The following is an 18,047-nucleotide window of genomic DNA, read 5'->3' as shown; positions in this document are numbered from 1 at the left end:
CTATCCCCCCTCAATCTCTGCAATCAATTCTCCAGATAATTGCCCGCCATCCGACACACTCACACAATCCTCTAACTCATCGATATCCGATACCCCGCACAGCAACATTGACACCCGATTGTCCGACAACAAATAGCGCAAAGCCGTGCGCGTCAGAGGTTCATCCACACCTTCAACAATTTTCTCCACCCGTATTAGATCGTCATACAAATCGGCAAATCGCCCCTGTGCCATCCACTGATCCCGTTTTGAACCCAACAACCCCGCGTGCAGTGGCGAAGCGCAAATCACGGCAACGCCTTCTTCTGCTGCTGTGGGAACCAACTCCTCTGTTGCTTCTCGCGTCAACAAATCGTACTTGCAAAACGTAATCACCGAAACAAAAACATCGGTCTCTTTGAGCACCCGGGACATCAAACCCAGATCAGAACCCGTCAGCCCAATATAGTCACAAATTCCCTGAGACTGTATTTCCAACAACGCCTCTATAGTCCGACCCACATCAAATAACCCGGGCCACCCGGCTTTTTCGGCCTCGTGCACCTGCAAAAGGTGCACATGATCGTGTTTTAACCGCTTCAAACTCGCATCGAGACCGCGCCATACGGAATCGCGTGTATAGTCAAATGGCTCGGGATAATACCCCACCTTTGTCGCCAGATAATACGGCTCTCGCACCCCCGACAGCGCGGCACCCAGCACCTCTTCGCTGCGCCCGCGCCCGTAAAGTGGCGCGGTATCGAAATAATTCACACCCAATTCCAGTGCCCGTTCCACTATCGCCACGCCATGCGACACCGGTTTTAGCCCCATCTCCGGACGCCCGTAGAACCACGACCCACCAAGCCCTATCTCACTGACCTCCCATCCCGTCTTGCCAAATATTCTGTATTCCATTTCATTCACCGATACCATCGACTCAACGTGACATCCGATACGGAACACGCATAGAGAATACGCAACACCCACATCTCTACCACAGTGCGAACAAAGCCCCACTTGCGCCACCGCCGTGTGGAACTGCATACCCGTGCATTGAGCATCACAAATTTGCCCATAAGCGCCACACGCGCGCAAAATTCGGAATCCTCAAACAACTGCAAGGGTGGAAATCCCCCCACAGCATTAAAAGTCTCTCGCCGAATATAAATACCCTGGTCACCATAAGTAATCCCCAAATACCGGGAGCGCAATGTGCTGAAAAACGCAACCAACCGAAAACCAATCGTCTTCTCCGACAACTCGAGCCGAAATCGCCCGCCCACCACACTGGATACGCGCAACGAGTCGCGTATCAACATCAACCCATCAGAGGGCAAAAATGTATCGGCGTGCAAAAACAAAAACACATCGCCCGTCGCCCTTTCCACACCAGCATTCATCTGCAGCGCCCGCCCTGCTTTCCCTACCTGAACCCATTGTGCCCTACCAAGCGCCTCAACCACTTCCTGCGTGTCATCCGTACTCCCACCATCTACCACAATTAGTTCCACATCCTCAACACCGCAAAACTGTGCCAGACACGCGCCGATAACAGCTTCTTCATTTAGAACGGGAATAATCACACTGATCTGCACATCGACCCCGCTATTTTTTTAGTACATCATAAAACTGCCGACCATAACTAATCAGTGAAACAACGAGAGACACAACACTCAGACCAATCAGCGCGGGCTTAAGCGTATCGGCATCCCACAAATAGGCCAAAAGCAACCCACTCAGCACCAGCGTAGTGACCTTACCCCAAAAATTGGAAGACAACAACACATCGTGTCGCTTGACCAGATACATCCCCGCCAAAAAAATCACTGCATCGCGCAACAAAACGACCACAACCAGCCATACGGGCAAATCTTTGAACACAACCATGGCAATTGTAATCGCACCAACAGCTACTTTATCAGCCAGAGGATCGAGAATCTTACCCCATTGTGAAATTTCATCCCGCCAGCGTGCGAGCCACCCATCTACCCAATCGCTGACAATCATCACCACTACCACGCCGAATGCTTCCCATACATAATCCGGCCCCAATGCAATAAGCCACACAGCGGGCAGAGTCAGCACCACGCGCAACAAACTAACGGCATTTGACAGCGTCCAGAAACGATCTCGTTCAGTACTTCCCATACAACACCTCACGACAACATCAATTTCAGTCCAATTCCCAGCACCAGAACCAGCACGCTGCGGTTAAACCACACTGGGGACAACCGTCGATTCAAAAACAAACCGACCGCAGCCCCCAAGAACAAAGCCGGTAGCATCCACACATCCATCACCAAACTCTGGAAATTGATCAATCCCAAAAAAACATAAGGCGTCAACTTCAAAAGATTCAAAGCAATGCCAAAAATCCACGCCGTACCCACAAATGTGCGCCCAACCAGACCCTGTGGCAACAAATACAACATCAAAATCACGCCTCCCGCAGAAACCAATGTGGAAACCGCCCCCAAAGTCACCCCAACGCCAAAACGCATCCACGGTCCCGGCGGTCGTACATTCACCAGTACCCGGTCCCTCATGGCCTGTAGCACTGCAAAAATGCATGCCAGCGCGCCTAACATGCGCCGAAACCAGACCTCTGGCACAATATCCAGAATACCTGCACCAATCAAAATACCCAGCACCATGCCGGGCATCAACGCCTTGACATGGTCTCCAACCCAATGCCCCCAGTAGTACCGCGCACTGATCACATCGGTTGCCAGAGAAAGTGGCAAAACAAGCCCCAGCGCGGATTTTGCGGGCACTGCGAGCGCGAGAACAGGCACAGCCACCACACCAATGCCACCGCCAAATCCCGCACGCATCACGCCAATCAAAAAACCGCCAACCCCCAACACCACAAAATCAATTATATCCAAAAAATCCACCTGTTTTAGCCATCAGCAGTTCCCTTCGCCTTCCCTCGCCATATCTCAAACGCATTCGCCGCGGGTCCCACCAGAAACAGCGCGTAAAACGGCGCGTAAATCGCTTCATTCAAGCGCAAAATCATCTCGACAAAAGCCACCAGAAACGCGACAAAGCACTGTCCTTTTCGCGTCAATACAGTCGTTCTGGGGTCTGTAATCATAAAAAAAATGAACAACTGATACATTGGTCCTGTAATCGGCGCAATACTCGTCAAATACGCCTGTCCGGTAAACGCGCAACGGATGAGGGCAAAGGCCAAAAATGAAATAACATATACCGCGCAGATATGAAATCGTCGCAATCGCCAGAGCGCAGCACTTCCCAGAATCCAGATGATTACCATTGTCCACAGGGTATTGCCCCACTGGATACTCAACCCCGCCACCACTTCAGGGGCGAGAAACAGCATAATACTCACCCCAAAATTGGACGGATTCCACAAATGCCTGCCGCGCCATCGCAACACATACTTAGATGCAATAGACAACACACTGCACAACACATAAGGCCAAAACAGAGGCGAGCGGATCAAAATCCCCACACTAATCCCGGTAATATACGCACTGACCAGCCCCGGCCACACCCCCCACGTCAATCGCCCCAGTGCAAATTCCGTCAGCACGCTACTCAGGATAGCTGTCAGCGTCTGCCCCAAACTCTCCAAAAATCCAAAAGTAACCTGCCCTCCAATTAGAATGCACGTAATCAATGCCGGTGACAGATAGCGGCTTTGCAATCCCGCCCAGACCGACTTCCAGAACCCGCTCACTCGATCCATTTCAATTCTCTAAAATCCGATGTACCCGCCGCACCTCGGGCGCGTAAAACATCTGTACCTGTCCCGACGGCCAGCGTATTGCAATGCTATCAACCGCCGCACCCTCGCCTAACCCAAAATGCAGCGGACGCTGGTTCTGTGCGGCATAGCCACTACCGCCCAACACCTCCTGCACCTGCACCTCGTCATTCCAGAACACCTGCACCCGCGCCCCAATCGCACTGCGATTGCTCTGCTGCCCAACCAGATCGAACCCAATCCAGTTTGCCTCTGCCCGCACTGTATTGCGATACAACAAAAGCGGTCCCCGCTGATTGGCCACCACCACATCCAGCACCCCCCGGTTCCACAGATCTACCAGAGCCACTGCGCGCCCGTCGAATCGGTCCCGAACCCCCACTGCCTGTGCCACCTCGACAAATTGCCCCACTCCGTCGTTCACCCAAACGCACTTGGTCTGATGGCCTGCCAAGCTCCTGCCCCGCATCGGCGGCCAGTTTTTTGCATCAGAAATAATCGCGCTATGCCCGCCCGCCACCTGAGAAAAATCGTACCAGTAATTCCCATTTCCATCTGCCGAAACATACCCATTGGTCAAAACGAGATCCAGCGCCCCATCGTTGTTCAAATCTCCAAACTGCGCGCCAAAACTCCACCCGCCCAGATCCACGCCCATCGCCCCGGCCAAATTCTCAAACCGCAAGGTCTCGCCCCCCAGGGGCACCCACAAATTATTCCCCTGAATGAGAACGCCAGCCTGAGAAATATTGGTCTCGTAAATTGCCAGATCTCCCCGATTCAGCACATCGCCAAATGCGGCATTCATCCCACTTTTTGGCTGGCGGCCCACCCCGGCTTGCTCTCCCATCTCGACAAACCGTTTTCCGCCCTCGTTCACATACAACTCGGAAATCCCGTAATCATTGGACAAAAATAGGTCGGGAAACCCCGAGCCGTTCAAATCCGCCGCACCCACCGCCAGTGTCCACCTCCTGCTCGCGATCCCGACCTTCATTGTCACATCTTTAAATGTCCCATCGCCCAAATTCCGCAACAAATACTTCCGCCCCCCATTATTCGCGTATTCAAAACTCTCCGGCATCATCCGCGTGGACTCCAAATCCCACAAATTCAGGGACTCGGGCCAGTAACCCGCCACAAAAATATCCAGATACCCATCGCAGTCGTAATCTACCCAAATTGCACTCCCTGCATTGATCCACCTGGGCAAACCCGCTGTTTCCGTCACGCGCTCAAATCCCTCCCCCTCCCGATTGCGAAACAACTCGGGACGACCCCATTTGTACAAAAACAAATCTTCGAACCCATCGTTGTCGTAATCACCCCACACAGACCCCATACTCACGCCCGCCCGATTCACATCCGCCACACCCATTGCAGCAGCCACATCTTCAAAACCCATCCCTCCCAAATTGCGATACAGCCGGTTCAAACTGCCCTTCCGACTACTGGTCACATACAAATCCTGCCAGCCATCCCTGTCGTAATCCACCACCGACACTGCCGCGCCCATCGACGCGATAATCGGCATAATATGATCCAGTTTCGCATCCAGCACAGGCGCTTCATGTACAAAATCGATCCCCACCTGTTTTCCAACTTCCTTCAGATGGAATCCATATCGTTCACTGCTGACAGAGGATAAATCAGTACCCATTTCCCCCACCTGCCATCCCCCCCATTTCATCGCGCCCAGCGCTACCAGCAATAGCCCAAAAAACAGCACCACCAGAATCCGCACGACGCGATTGGGATGCCTCTCCTCTATCCCGCTGTCTTTCATGGTCTGTCATTCCTCAGCGCGCGATCAAACCAATCGGGCGTCACATACCGCGTGTGAAACCGCTGCCAGTCCTCTGCATTGCGCTTAAACACCGGATCATCTTCAAGTGTTGTAGGCACGCGATCATAAGACAAAACTCCATGCGCAGGCAAGGGCAACACCGTCGTTGAAAAAGCCGTATTATAATCGCCATCCTTAACCCACCCATCGCCTTTCAAAACAAAGTCCCGCACCAGTTCACCAGGATCGGGCAAAGCCACAAACAGCAACTGGATTTCATCTCCCGCATTCACAATCGCATATCGGTCATCGACCTGTGTCAGCAATGGCTCTACATCGCCATATCGCGTGTAATATCCCACGAGATCTCGCCACATCTGAGAAGTCCCGCCAAGCGCGTGATAATCCGGCACCTCGGGCGAACTCGCATCTGCCTCCGCCACCTGTGAAAACCCGCGATAACGCAACTGCGCACGCGCCAAAGGCACAGATTGAACCGTCATCACACTGTCTTCAAGCGGCACGGCCCACGCCAAACGATCCCAATAAATCTCCAGATTGGTCTGTAATCTAAATTTTCGGGGAACGTCTCGCGGAAAAACGCCACTCAGATCAATCAATACCGTCTTGCGCTTTCCGGCTGGAAACCCCAGATCTGGATGCACGACGCGCCAATCAGTCCCATCAAATACATGTAGCGAAAGGCCCTGGGGTGGCGGATGGCTACCCTGCCCCAGCGCCACATTGATCGAACTATCCGTCGGATGAATCCATCCCTGACCGACCAGCCACAAAGGTCCTTCTCTGGGCACTTCGTCTCCCACCGCCACCTCCACATAGTGTTCTCGCGTCACCCCTTGATAAATACCCCGCCCAAAAGTATCCACATACTGTCCATCCCGCGCCCGTACCCTATCGGTCACATCGCGCCCCCGATCATCTTTCACAACAGCAAATGACTGGGGCTGCGTAGTCGCGTAAATCTCAAGCGATGGCACGACCCGGGCAAAACGCTCATCCACAAAAATCGCCGTCCCCTCGGGGTGATCAACTGCAACGAGAGACACCCAATCGACAAAATGTGTCTCCCACAGTTCACCCGTAATCCGTATATCGTACACCCCATTTTGTGCAATTAGTTGATCGCCTCTAACCTTCACCCAATCTTCCGTCTGATCAATACCCGCAACCACCTGGGCATTGATCCGCATCCCCAGAGGTGACCGCCACAGAAAATCCGTTACAAATACCATCTCCGACCCATTGTGCGCAAACACCCAGGGGCACGACCCCTTCAACCGCTGTACAGCACGCGCCACCTGATCCACCTCCAGATCGAACTCCACCTGAGGCATCCCATTGGGCCACACAATCCGCACGAGATCTGCCCCCGTATAAGTCCCCAACCCAAAATGCACCACCGGATCCGTCACCACTTGCTTCTGATAGAACGCACCCGAACGCAATTCCACTTCTGCACCCAGACCCAGTGCATTGATCCGCCCATCGCCAAAAGCCCTACCGCCCACGGGACGAATCGCCTGCCAATGATACGCCAAATTACCTCGATTCACCAGTTGCAGTGCCTCGTCTGCATCCGAAATACCCAGCAAATCGAGCCGACCATCGCCCGTCAAATCCGCCACACCAGTCACGCGCGCTTGCAGGTCCAGAGCATGGTAAGCCTCTTCCGACGCCAGAAAGGCGCGTTTGCCAAACACCAGATCCAGCGCGCCATTATTATCCAGATCCGCTATGAGAAGCGAAGCAGGACCAGCGGTTGAATCAGCCTGAATCAGCGTGCGCATCTCCCCTTGCGACACAGCCATCACAGCGCCATCTCGATCTACAACCACGCGCTCTAAGCGCCCGTCTCGATCCAGATCTCCCGCACTCAGGGCAACCCCATTCACCGCCTTCTTCGCCCCCGGCGTAAATACACCCGCCCGCTCGTTAATCGCCTCGATCAACTGCCCTTCCCGATCCAGCATCGCCGCATCGGGATCGCCATCCCCATCGCAATCTACCCACACAAATCCCCTCAATCCATCTACATTACCGAAAAGTTCTCGCGCCACAAACGAACCATCCCCATTGTTTTGCAACACGAGAGGCGGTCCTGTAGAACGTCCCAATACGAAATCGACATCCCCATCCATCTCTACATCTGCTCCCCACACGCCAGCTATCTCTTCTCCGTCCAACCCGATGGAATCAGTCACGTCCTCAATTCCGCCATCTCCATTACGTCGGAACAATCGAAAACCCTCTGCCCCCACCAGCGCCAGATCTAACGCAAAATCGTTATTCCAATCAACTGCCAGCATCCCACCCATCTCCGACACATCTGGAAAATCGAGCGCAATCCCCTCCGCCCCCCACACTTGAGAAGCACTCGCCGCAACCACCCCTACCTCTTCTTTCGACCAAAAAGGCTTGAGCACCTGCCAATCACTTCCCTCCAGACCCACAACGGGTTCGGGTTCAAAGTGCATGTCTAAATCCGCAGGCGCTGGCATAGCCTGAGGCGCATTGAACTTCAAAAATTCAACTATGGGATCTCCCAGGCGTTCAGCCGGCACAATCAGCGCATCCAGAGCGCGCCGATACATCGGATCGCGCAACAACACATTGTGCAAAAACATCGCTTGCACTGCTACCTCACTCCCCCCTTCCATCTCGCCCTGCAAGCCGCGCAACTGCACCCGCGCCGCATCCGGCCAACCTTCCGCCCACTCTCCCAACTTCTCCACCGATGCGCGCAGAGCCTCTTCATCATCCCGTTTGCCCGCCTGCCTCGCCCGCTCCAGCCACAACGCGGGATTATCCGGCACCTGTCTGATCAATACCTCCAACTGTGCCCAGACCTCGTCCTCGCTCCCTGCTCCTCCCCGTCGCTCGACCTCCTTCATCAGTGCGTATCGCGCCTTTACAAGCCCCTGTTGCGCCGCTTCCTCGAAAAACGCGATAGCAGCATCGGATTGTCCTCTACTGCGCTCGACCAGTCCCTGTAACATCACAATATCGCCACTTTCGGGCATCAGTGAACGCGCTGTCTCCAGGTCTTTTGCAGCCCCCTCGTAATCCCCGCGCCGCAACCGCAACACCCCGCGATTTGCCCACGCAGCTGGCTCATCGGGTTCCATTATAAGAGCACGGCTCAAACTGGCATCCGCCCGGTCAAAAGCCCCCACCTCCAGCGCGAACACACCCGTATAGAATGCGGAGACATAATCCGGGGATGGCGTAGCCATCTCCTCGTCTCCGCATCCAAAACTCAACACCATCAATAACCCGATCGTGCGACGAATATCAAGCATCGTGCTCCTTCCATCCCGGTATCGAAATATCCATCCGCCGCTCAGGCGCGTAGATCCTATCCCCCTTATAAGGCGTATCCTGAGTCAGAATATAAATGGCACCCTCGTGCACATACGTAATCTCATCCCTCGAATCTCCCACCACATCTTCCACAACCCCGCCTGCCCAATCGAATGGCACGCCCTCGCACACGGGTTTGATCACCTTGCGACACTCTGCATCGTAAAACCCGAATGATTCCGCGCTGGTACTGATAAACAACAACTCTTGCCCGTCGCCTGCCCAATTCACAGCCGGTCCCCCCTGGCTCATGTTATCCGGCTCCATCCGGGACAGCGGATCTCCCTGCCCACTCACCAGATTCATAATCCCATAAGTCCCCCACCGATCACCCATCCACATCTCCAACCCCGGCAAATCGGGTCTAAAATTCCCCGCGTAAATCCCCTGCACATGCCCATAGCGGAGGTGACTCAACAAAGAGCCATCCCGCGCATCCACCAGGAAAAATCCCGGATCGCTCCCCGCAATCCCGACCTCTGGCCCATTGCTCTCATCCCCATCCAATTCCCCAAAAGAAGCGTGGTCAATATGCCCTGCACCACCGGAATCCTCGATGTACTCCGAACCCTCCATTGTCCAGAGATGGTTGCCATCCCCATCGTACAGATCGTAACCTGGCAAAATTTCATCCCGCCCGTCGCCATCCACATCGTAAAACCAGATATACATCCCGTACCACGCATTGTGCGCATCCTGTCGCCAGCGCAAATTCAAATTTTCGTCAAATGCCCAGATCGAATACCCTGTGCCCGCGCCATCCCCATCTCGCAAAATCAAATCCTGTGCCTTCTCCGTCTTTCTAATTTTACACGGCCAGATCACCCGGAGCGAATGCAAAACATCTCCCATGCTCGCATTCCTGTATCCCCGATACGGTCCCGTCCTCGGCAGTTCTGTTTCCGCCGTCACCTCACCCGACTTTCCGCTCACCAGCTTTAACCTGTCATCCTCAATACCGATAAAATCTTCCACTCCATCCCCATCCAGATCGTGAACCACAGACCTCTGCAGCCCTTTTGCAGCGGGAAAATTCCGATCGTATTGTACTTCCCCATCAAAATTCAGGCACACGACGCGCACGCCTTCATCCGTCTCCTTTTGCAATACAATTTCCTTTTGTCCCGCCCCTCTAAAATCGCCGTATCGGGCCTCACACGGCCAGAACTCGCCGATATCAATCCGCTTCCACAGCACGGGCTTCGGATACTTCTCCGCCTCCCCTGCCACTTCTCTTTCATAGGCGTCCAACCGACTCACATACGCGGCATTGGCAGATGCACCCGTTGTGACGCGCACCGCGCGCATGCGACTCCGCGTATTTGTACGCACGCCTACTTTCCCCGTTGGAAAGCGATCGTCATACGCTACAAATGCCTGCTCCCCATTCACATAACACGCAAACCGCTCGCCCTCACACACCACTTTTAGCGTGTAATATTCTCCCCTATCAAATCCATTGGGAAGATCCGCCAGCATCGTCCAGGCCTCGTCTTCTCTCCGATAGAGCACAAACCGGTCAAACCCTTCCATACAAAAATAATAATACCGCCTCAAATCCTGATACCGCACCATAACCCCCGACCGGGCGACAATCGCATGGGGATCGTCATTGCCCGGCTGGGTATATGCGTTCAACTGTCGCACCTGCGCTTCCACCGTGTAATCCCCCCACAGCGGCTCACCCGTTATCAGGCACCGATCCGACTTGGCAGTGTGCTCCAACACCTCTGTGTCCCCATCTTTCACCACCCGATAGTTACTCAGCATATTCCACTTGGGGGGCGCGACCAGCGCATTTCCCCAGCCATTGAAATACTGCTCCTCGATACTCTGATCCGGTTCTGTCTTATCCAGCACCGTCCCCAGCGGACATCCCGCCAGGTCAATCTCTGCCAGCAATTGTTCATTGCTTGCCATGTCTTCCTCCCGGTTAAAAAATTGGAAATTACATCGACGCGATATATCTTATCATACCATCAATAAACCCGAACTCAAAATACATGCACCACATGCCCCTGTCCCGGAAACCAGACCATATCTACCACAAAAGACAGCGTTACTGCTAGGGCATATCCAACCAACAGACCTATAAAAAAAGGCTGCCACTGGCGGTACAACACCATCCCCCCTCCCTTCAGCAACAACCCCTTGATCGCCCAAACCAGAAAGGCCGAAAACGCCAGTTCTCGTGTAAAATTAGTGCCGGGAATGGTCAGCCCGATCGGGTGAAGCGGCCACCTCGGAAACCGGTAACGCAAAAAACTCAGCAGTCCCATCAGCGCGGCACCGATACCGAACAGCATCAGTCGAATACTGTCCGTACCCTGTGGTGTCTTCATCTTGGCAACTGCCGCATTAAACGCCGCTTTGTTTCCACTTCGATAGGGCCACACATCAAAATGATAGGCTCCGTGGACGTATGCCAGGTGAAGCGTTAATGCAATCGATACCATTGCACTCAGCGCCAGGCCAAATATCACGGCCCAGAGCAGAAGGCGCCGGTTGCCACGCACAAAATCTGCCAGCCGGGCTCCGTGTACCAACCCGGGCATAAACAGTCCCCGGTAGGAAACCAGCGCATAGGAAAATGCCAATGCCGTCATCGTCGCCCCCGACAGGGTGCGCGTACCCAGAGTAGCCATCGTAAAAGCCTGACCGCTCAGCGGGGTGCGCACATAAATCAGCCCTGTCTCCGCCACGATCTTGGCTACTCCCACATACGTCACCAGCGTTGCTAAAACACACAAAATGGCTGCACCATAGGCCATCCCCGCCGCGTGTAGCCACAACACCAGATACCCCAGTCCTATAAACATCCCCCATACCGCCGCCCTGTAACCCATCATCTCGTCCGAATCTCCGGCGTTCCGATCCCCTCTAAAAGCACTGCGGAATGCGGCGTAAAAGTGCCTCCGGGCCATCCACAATCCCCAGCCCACAAATACGGTCAACGCCCCGAATCCCTCCCAGCCAGCCACCTCGTATGACGAGCCCCAACTGTCGGAGATATTCAAATCAAATCCCAGCCGTCTTAAGATACCCACCTGGAATACATTCAACACATAAAAAAACCAGACGCTAAACAACACTTCCAGATTGGCAAAATACACAAACCCGATCGTAAACAGATTGAGTTTGATCCGGATTCCAGGGAAACTGCGGCCCAGTGGTAGTGACGTTCCAGACCGGTAACTGCCCGTGGGAAATCTGGGTGCCCCAGGAGAAAAATACGACAGGATATTCCAGGCAATCATCCCAAATCCCGTCATAGCCCCTGCCCAGAATAGCCTTCCCCCAATCATCCGTATCCCGTGTTTTGGCGCCGAGACCAGATCCACCGCCACATTCGCCAGCGGATAGACCAATCGCTCGTGATCCACCCACTGCCGCCGCAACAAAACCGCCAGACAAATCGATACACACGCCGCTGCACCGATAAAACTCAACCACCAGAACAGTGGCAAAACCCACTCTCCCCACGGCACAGCCTGTCCGGGTGGTAATCCCTCAAAAAACCATGTCATCGCCTGCCGGTCTTCCGAGGGCGCCATCCACGGTCTGATATGATTGTGCAGATAAGGTGCCCACCCATTCTCCGGCGTAGCAAAATAAAATGGCGCCGCAAGAATCCCCAACAAATATCCCGGTAGTCCGTCCGCCGCCGGAATCACTGCACTGGCCAACCCCATCGTCAACGCCACCAGCAAATCCGAACGCCCGAATGCCCACTCGGGTCTCTTCGCTTTGAGCACCGGATTCACAATCAGGGCACACAGTACAAAGGGGACAAATAGGGCCAGCGCAAAATTACTCATGTTCAACCGGGAGGCCCGCACAATAAACTCAGAATAGGTAGCCCAAACGCTCACCAGCACCACAAAAAACGCCCCCAGTACCACCGCGCGAACCTTAAACCGATCGTCTCGCACCTGCCCCATTTATTTTACCTCAATACCCCTCAACGCCTCAATCCGCCAGCCAAATTCCTCCTCCAATTCTTTTGTCCATCCCCGCTTTAGAAATGCAATTTGACCCTCCCGATTGAGAAACCAGGTCGTGGGAAAGCCCTGAATACCTGCTTTATTCACATATCCATCATCGAGCAAAACCGGAAACGTGTAACCCTTCTTCTCCATCCACGGCGGTACTGACTCGGGATTGCGATCATTATTAATCGTCAAAATCGCCACATCGGGATCGTCCTTGTAATGCTCGTACAAATTCTGAAACTCCGGCATCTCTGCCACGCACCAGCTACACCATATCCCCCAGAAATTGATCGCCACGATCTTGCCCTTCAAAGAAGTCAGTGATACTTGCGTGCCCTTTAGAGTCTTCAAATTGAACGCAAGCGCGGGCTCTGGAGCCTCAATCCGCGAAGACAGAACCTCCTGCTTTCGCATTTCTCGATCTGATGCTCTCAAAGGTTTTAAGTAATCTTCGTATCCTTCTAAACTTCCGTGTCGTTTCAAATAGAGTGACTTTAGAGCCTGGTCATTGGGATTTTTACCCGACGATGGGATGGCTATACCCATTTTATAAAATATTTCCGCCTGATCGAAATTGTCCATAGCCTCGTAAACCTGACCCAAATGGTAAATCGTCTCCATCTTCTTGGGATCCAGTTCATAGGCCCGCATCAATTCTCGTTCGGCATCTTCCAAACGCCCTTCCTGAAAAAACACCCAGCCGAGGGCATCGGCCATCAACCCGGTCATCCCTTTTATGGTCCGTTGATACTTTTCCTCTGAGTCGAAGTACTTCCTCTGGAATCTTTCCTTTACTGCCACAACACCATCTCGGGCAATCTGTTCAGCCTCTCGATAATACGGCGTGCGTTCTGCCAGTATGATTGCACCCATTGGAAATGTAATGTGCAGATTGGCATTCTCATATTTAATCATACCCTGCACCACATCCAGAATTTCTTTCGCCGATATTGTAGAATCTTCTCCAATAGAAAAGAAAAGGTTCAGATACGCATATCCCAGCGACCTTTTATCGTAGTGTCGAGGCCGCGCGATAAATGCCCGCAACAGGTTCCGATACGTCTCCTCTTGCTCGGGATCCTGGAAACCCTCTTCACCAGCGGCATCCCGCATCGCATCATAGCGATCCATCAACACCGCCTCTGCCTCCGCACTTTCGCCATGGCTGCTGAGGATGCGATCCCCGACCATTTTTGCCTTTTCTTTGGCTTCCAGCCTCATATAGACACTGTACAGTGTCAACAGAGAAGCCGCATCTCCCCCACTCGCGTTTATAAACGCATCGGCATCAGCCTCAATCTCTGCGATTTTCTCTGCTATGGGCTTGTTTTTAAGTCGCTCAATCGCTCGCCAGAACCACAGATGTACTTTTACATCTGTGGATGCCAATTGGGCTGCTTTCTGGTATAGCGGATAAGCTTCATCATAACGACCCACCAAATACAGATAATAAGCCGGTCGAAAATAGCCATTTGCATTGCCTGGATCGGCTTGGCGCGCTTCTGCAAATGCCTTCAGGCAAGCCTCGAACCTTTCAGTGTTTTTGCCCCTATTAGAAGTATAGTACAGGGCATTCCCCTTAACGACCAGAAGCCTGGCTGGATTCTCGACTCGCGTTTTATACTCATCCACAAAGGTAATCGCATTCTCTTTATTGCTTCCATACAGCACATCTGCTCTTGTATTGATGACATCCGCATGGTCGGGTAACATCTCCATGGCTTTTTCACTGGCTAAAAGCGCCTCATCCCTGCGCTCTTTACCAAGTCGATCAAGTGCGCTCGCAAGCGCGACCCAACCCCACGCGCTATTTTCAGGAGACGTGACCATCTCCTCAGCAGCGGCAACTGCTTCCTCTGTGTTCTCCACAGCCATGTGATGGATAAACCATGCACGCAGATGCAAATTATCCGGAAACCGTTCGACCAGCTTTTTCCCCTCAACATATCCATCTTTAGCATTCCGTATCATTCGCAGAGATCTCAACCTCTCAATCGCCTCTTCTGCTGTATCTTGCCCTTGAATGGGAATTGGACACAAACAAAGAAATAGAAGATATAGGACCCATCGATTCATCATAGCACACCTCCTTGATTGACTTCCGAACACCATCACCGCTACTCGGTTTGCCTCGGCGACCAGCGAGGCGCAGAGACCTCCATATCCACAGAAACTTCATGCAAATCTGTACCATCGGCATTTATCATCATCAACCTGTGTTCCAGGCCACCCTGGCTCTCGTGGGTTCGCCGCACTTCAAAAGCAATCCTTTGACCGTCGGGAGACCATGTAGGAGAAAAAAAAGCCACTGTGGGACTCGCACCCCGGGTCAACCGTCGCACCATAGTCCCGTCGGAATCCATAGTATAAATCTCACATTCCGGAAACTGATTCCGCACCTGTGGTTGATGCCGATTTGATACAAATGCAATATGCTTTCCATCTGGCGACCAGGCCGGGTGAATATTCTGAACACCATTGAAATCCGTAAGCCTGACGCGGTTAGAACCATCTGCATCCATGATCAAAATGTCGATATTGTTTCCTTGACGCGATTGAAAGGCAATCCTGCGTCCATCGGGTGACCAGGCCGGCGCTTCATCACTACTGGGAGAATTTGTCAGATTTTGCAATCCTGTCCCATCGAGGTTGACCGCGTAGATATCCCATCTATCCCCATTATCCTTCCTCGCCTGAAAAGCGATCTTTTCACCATCGGGAGACCAGACTGGACCGAGATCGGGACCGGGCAAATCGACCACCTTCTGTATGTCCCCATCCTCCAGGTTAAAAATATAAATAGCGTAATTTCCCACGGCATCCCGGTTTGAAGCAAATGCAATGCGCCGCGCATTCGGAGACCAGGAGGGATTGGTATAGCCCCCCTGCTCGCTCGTAAGCCTCATCACCCCCTTGCCATCGGGACGCATCACAAAAATTTTGAATGATGTAAAATCTCCCGGTCCCACAAACGCAATGCGGCCCTCAACAGTTGAATAATCGGAATCCAGCAGATCGGTGTTCCCCGCACAATGAAGCAGAGAAAAAAACAGAAGATATAATATCCACTGATTCCTCACAGCACACCTCCTACATGATTAGTGCTTATGCTGGCACGCCAAATGCCAGAATCTTCTGCCGGTCGTAAATCAGCACCTCATCTCTTCCATCCCCATCCAGATCTAACACCATCGCGCCATATCCGATCCCATAATCATAAGCCCGAAATCCCCGAATGCGCTGTTTGGGCTGTTTGAAATCCTCTCGAAAGGGAAATTCCATCACCCGATTGCCGTCTCCATCCATCAAAAACGGCCAGTAAAGATGTGTATCTTCTGGCTCACTATCATAAGGCACATCCTCCTGTTGCTTCTTCAAGGCCGGGGCATAAATCACCAGATCCAGTCCGTCATCTCGCCAACCGCGCACAGTGTGTTGTGCGTATCCCACACCGGATTTTTGCCACAGCGCCTGTCCATCGGGCGTATAACACGTCATCCCAATCCACTTTTCGTTCAAAATCATCGTCTGCCCATCTATATCACTGCGAAAACGCCCCACCGTCGTATTCTGCGAATGCTCATGAGGGCGTCTCCATATCACCTCGCCCTGCGTATTCGCCACAAAAAAATCCTTGCTACCCGAATACGCAATCTCAATCTCGCCATCCCCATTGAGATCCACCGGATTGATATTGTCCGCATGCTCTTTCGTGGCATTCTCCACTGGAATCGACCACAACAAAGTCCCGTCGCTATCCACCAGATTATAACCGATCAACATCTCGTCGCACCCATCGCCATCCACATCGATCAACACCGGCGCATGCCCTGCCCCGTGATAATGCGGCGTCATCCACAACTCCGACAAATCGCTATCCAGAACATAAGTCGGGTTGCCGTATTCATAAGGCGGATAAGCACCATCATTGACCTTCACCACGAGTTGCTGCCGCGTCGGATCGCCCTTCAAATTCCCGGCCTTCACCTGGGAAAAATTATCTGCTGGCAACTTCTTCTCCGCCTGCACCTCGCCCGTTTCCCCGTCAAAAACCGTCAGCACATCCCACACAATTGAAACCACCTCCGCCTTCCCATCGCCATCCACATCAGCAGTAAGAAAATCATTGCCCCCATGCGCGCAGTACGGATCTGCCCCCCGATGCGGCTCGCCCACCTGCCACAGCTGATTGCCCTCCTGGTCAATCGCCGTAATACAGAACAAACGCCGTTCCTCGTCCGTATTCCATCCCCGCTCAATATAGAGATCCGACTTCAACTGCCCTGGACTCTGCCGCAACAAAAACTCCTGCTTTCCATCGCCATTCACATCCGCCACAACCATCTGCCCGCCAACACCGTCCACATCCAGTTCCCACAGCAACCGCGCATCTCTCTGTGCTTCACCCATACTCGGCCTCCTGTTAAATACATCAATTTTCTTCCACAACCACAACGCGATCTATCCCAACATCTTCCAACACCTGCACGCGCCCACTCACCCAGCGCACCTCAATTCGATCCACGCGACGCGCATTGCCCAGCCCAAAATGCAGCCGAAAATCGCTCGCCGACAAATAGCTCGACTGACTTCGAACCTCGCGCACCTGAATCTCTCCCCCCGCGCTCACATGCACCACTGCCCCAATCCCATCCCTATTTGAAAACCCCTGTCTCATCTGCTGCATACCCCCCACCAGTTTTACAACGATCCAGTGTCCCGAAGGCCCACCTTCGTTGCGGAACACCCGTGCACGCTGCCCCGAATGCAGTACCACCAGATCCAGATCACCATCCCCATCCAGATCGCCAATCGCCGACCCGCGACTCACTCCCGGCATTTCAACGCCTGCATTGACCACCTCAAATCGCCCATCTACATTGCGAAATATTTGATCCGCCTGTAAATAGGACTCCGCCCTGGAAAACGCCTGCACATTCGGGAAAATATGCCCATTTGCCACAAACAGATCCAGATCGCCATCGTTGTCATAATCAAAAAAATGCGTGCCAAATCCCAGAGGCAGCAAAGACACCCCGGCAATTCCGGTTGGCACACTTCCCTCCATAAAAAACCCGCCCCCCGCACGCTGATAAATTGCATTGGTCTCGTAGGAAAAATTCGTCACAAAAATATCTGATCGCCCATCCCCATCTACATCCCCCACATC

Annotated in this window: 13 protein-coding genes; all 13 read right to left on the bottom strand. The window is 53.1% G+C overall.

All coding sequences use genetic code 11. The annotated features are described in order from the left end of the window. Window positions 1-1,026, bottom strand: a complete 1,026-nt coding sequence (locus F4Y39_21505) for an aldo/keto reductase (protein ID MYC16311.1) — start codon at window positions 1,024-1,026, stop codon at window positions 1-3. Continuing rightward, window positions 903-1,577, bottom strand: a complete 675-nt coding sequence (locus tag F4Y39_21500) for a glycosyltransferase (GenBank protein MYC16310.1) — start codon at window positions 1,575-1,577, stop codon at window positions 903-905. Before F4Y39_21500 ends, F4Y39_21505 begins: the two co-directional genes overlap by 124 nt. A gap of 10 nt (window positions 1,578-1,587) precedes the next feature. Beyond that, window positions 1,588-2,130, bottom strand: a complete 543-nt coding sequence (locus F4Y39_21495) for a CDP-alcohol phosphatidyltransferase family protein (protein MYC16309.1) — start codon at window positions 2,128-2,130, stop codon at window positions 1,588-1,590. Between the two features lie 8 nt (window positions 2,131-2,138). Then, window positions 2,139-2,870: a sulfite exporter TauE/SafE family protein gene (locus F4Y39_21490; GenBank protein MYC16308.1), complete on the bottom strand. Its 732-nt coding sequence runs from the start codon at window positions 2,868-2,870 to the stop codon at window positions 2,139-2,141. Window positions 2,871-2,884: 14 nt separating this feature from the next. Continuing rightward, the gene (locus F4Y39_21485; GenBank protein ID MYC16307.1) at window positions 2,885-3,700 is read right to left on the bottom strand and encodes a hypothetical protein; all 816 of its coding nucleotides are present in this window, start codon (window positions 3,698-3,700) and stop codon (window positions 2,885-2,887) included. A 1-nt stretch (window position 3,701) separates the two neighbouring features. After that, entirely contained in the window at window positions 3,702-5,489 is a 1,788-nt protein-coding gene (locus F4Y39_21480; protein ID MYC16306.1) for a CRTAC1 family protein, read from the bottom strand. 11 nt (window positions 5,490-5,500) lie between these two features. Further along, window positions 5,501-8,824 (bottom strand): tetratricopeptide repeat protein, encoded by a 3,324-nt coding sequence (locus tag F4Y39_21475; GenBank protein MYC16305.1) that lies wholly within the window; start codon window positions 8,822-8,824, stop codon window positions 5,501-5,503. After that, a complete protein-coding gene (locus F4Y39_21470; protein ID MYC16304.1) occupies window positions 8,817-10,805 on the bottom strand; it encodes a hypothetical protein in 1,989 nt (662 codons plus the stop codon). Before F4Y39_21470 ends, F4Y39_21475 begins: the two co-directional genes overlap by 8 nt. A 74-nt stretch (window positions 10,806-10,879) precedes the next feature. Continuing rightward, window positions 10,880-12,826 carry a hypothetical protein gene (locus F4Y39_21465; GenBank protein MYC16303.1) on the bottom strand — a complete coding sequence of 649 codons (1,947 nt, stop codon included), beginning with the start codon at window positions 12,824-12,826 and terminating at the stop codon, window positions 10,880-10,882. Continuing rightward, window positions 12,827-14,989 (bottom strand): redoxin domain-containing protein, encoded by a 2,163-nt coding sequence (locus F4Y39_21460; protein ID MYC16302.1) that lies wholly within the window; start codon window positions 14,987-14,989, stop codon window positions 12,827-12,829. A 5-nt stretch (window positions 14,990-14,994) separates the two neighbouring features. Further along, window positions 14,995-15,957 carry a hypothetical protein gene (locus F4Y39_21455; protein ID MYC16301.1) on the bottom strand — a complete coding sequence of 321 codons (963 nt, stop codon included), beginning with the start codon at window positions 15,955-15,957 and terminating at the stop codon, window positions 14,995-14,997. Window positions 15,958-15,982: 25 nt separating this feature from the next. Continuing rightward, on the bottom strand, window positions 15,983-17,287 hold the full coding sequence (locus tag F4Y39_21450; protein ID MYC16300.1) for a PQQ-binding-like beta-propeller repeat protein: 1,305 nt from the start codon (window positions 17,285-17,287) through the stop codon (window positions 15,983-15,985). 22 nt (window positions 17,288-17,309) lie between these two features. Then, window positions 17,310-18,047, bottom strand: a 738-nt coding sequence (locus tag F4Y39_21445) for a CRTAC1 family protein (GenBank protein MYC16299.1), incomplete at its 5' end; no start/stop codon positions are given.

It is taken from the genome of Gemmatimonadota bacterium (assembly GCA_009838845.1).
Taxonomy (GTDB): Bacteria; Latescibacterota; UBA2968; order UBA2968; family UBA2968; genus VXRD01.
Note: the sequence above shows the minus strand (reverse complement) of the source record. Positions and strands in the feature narration are given on the sequence as shown.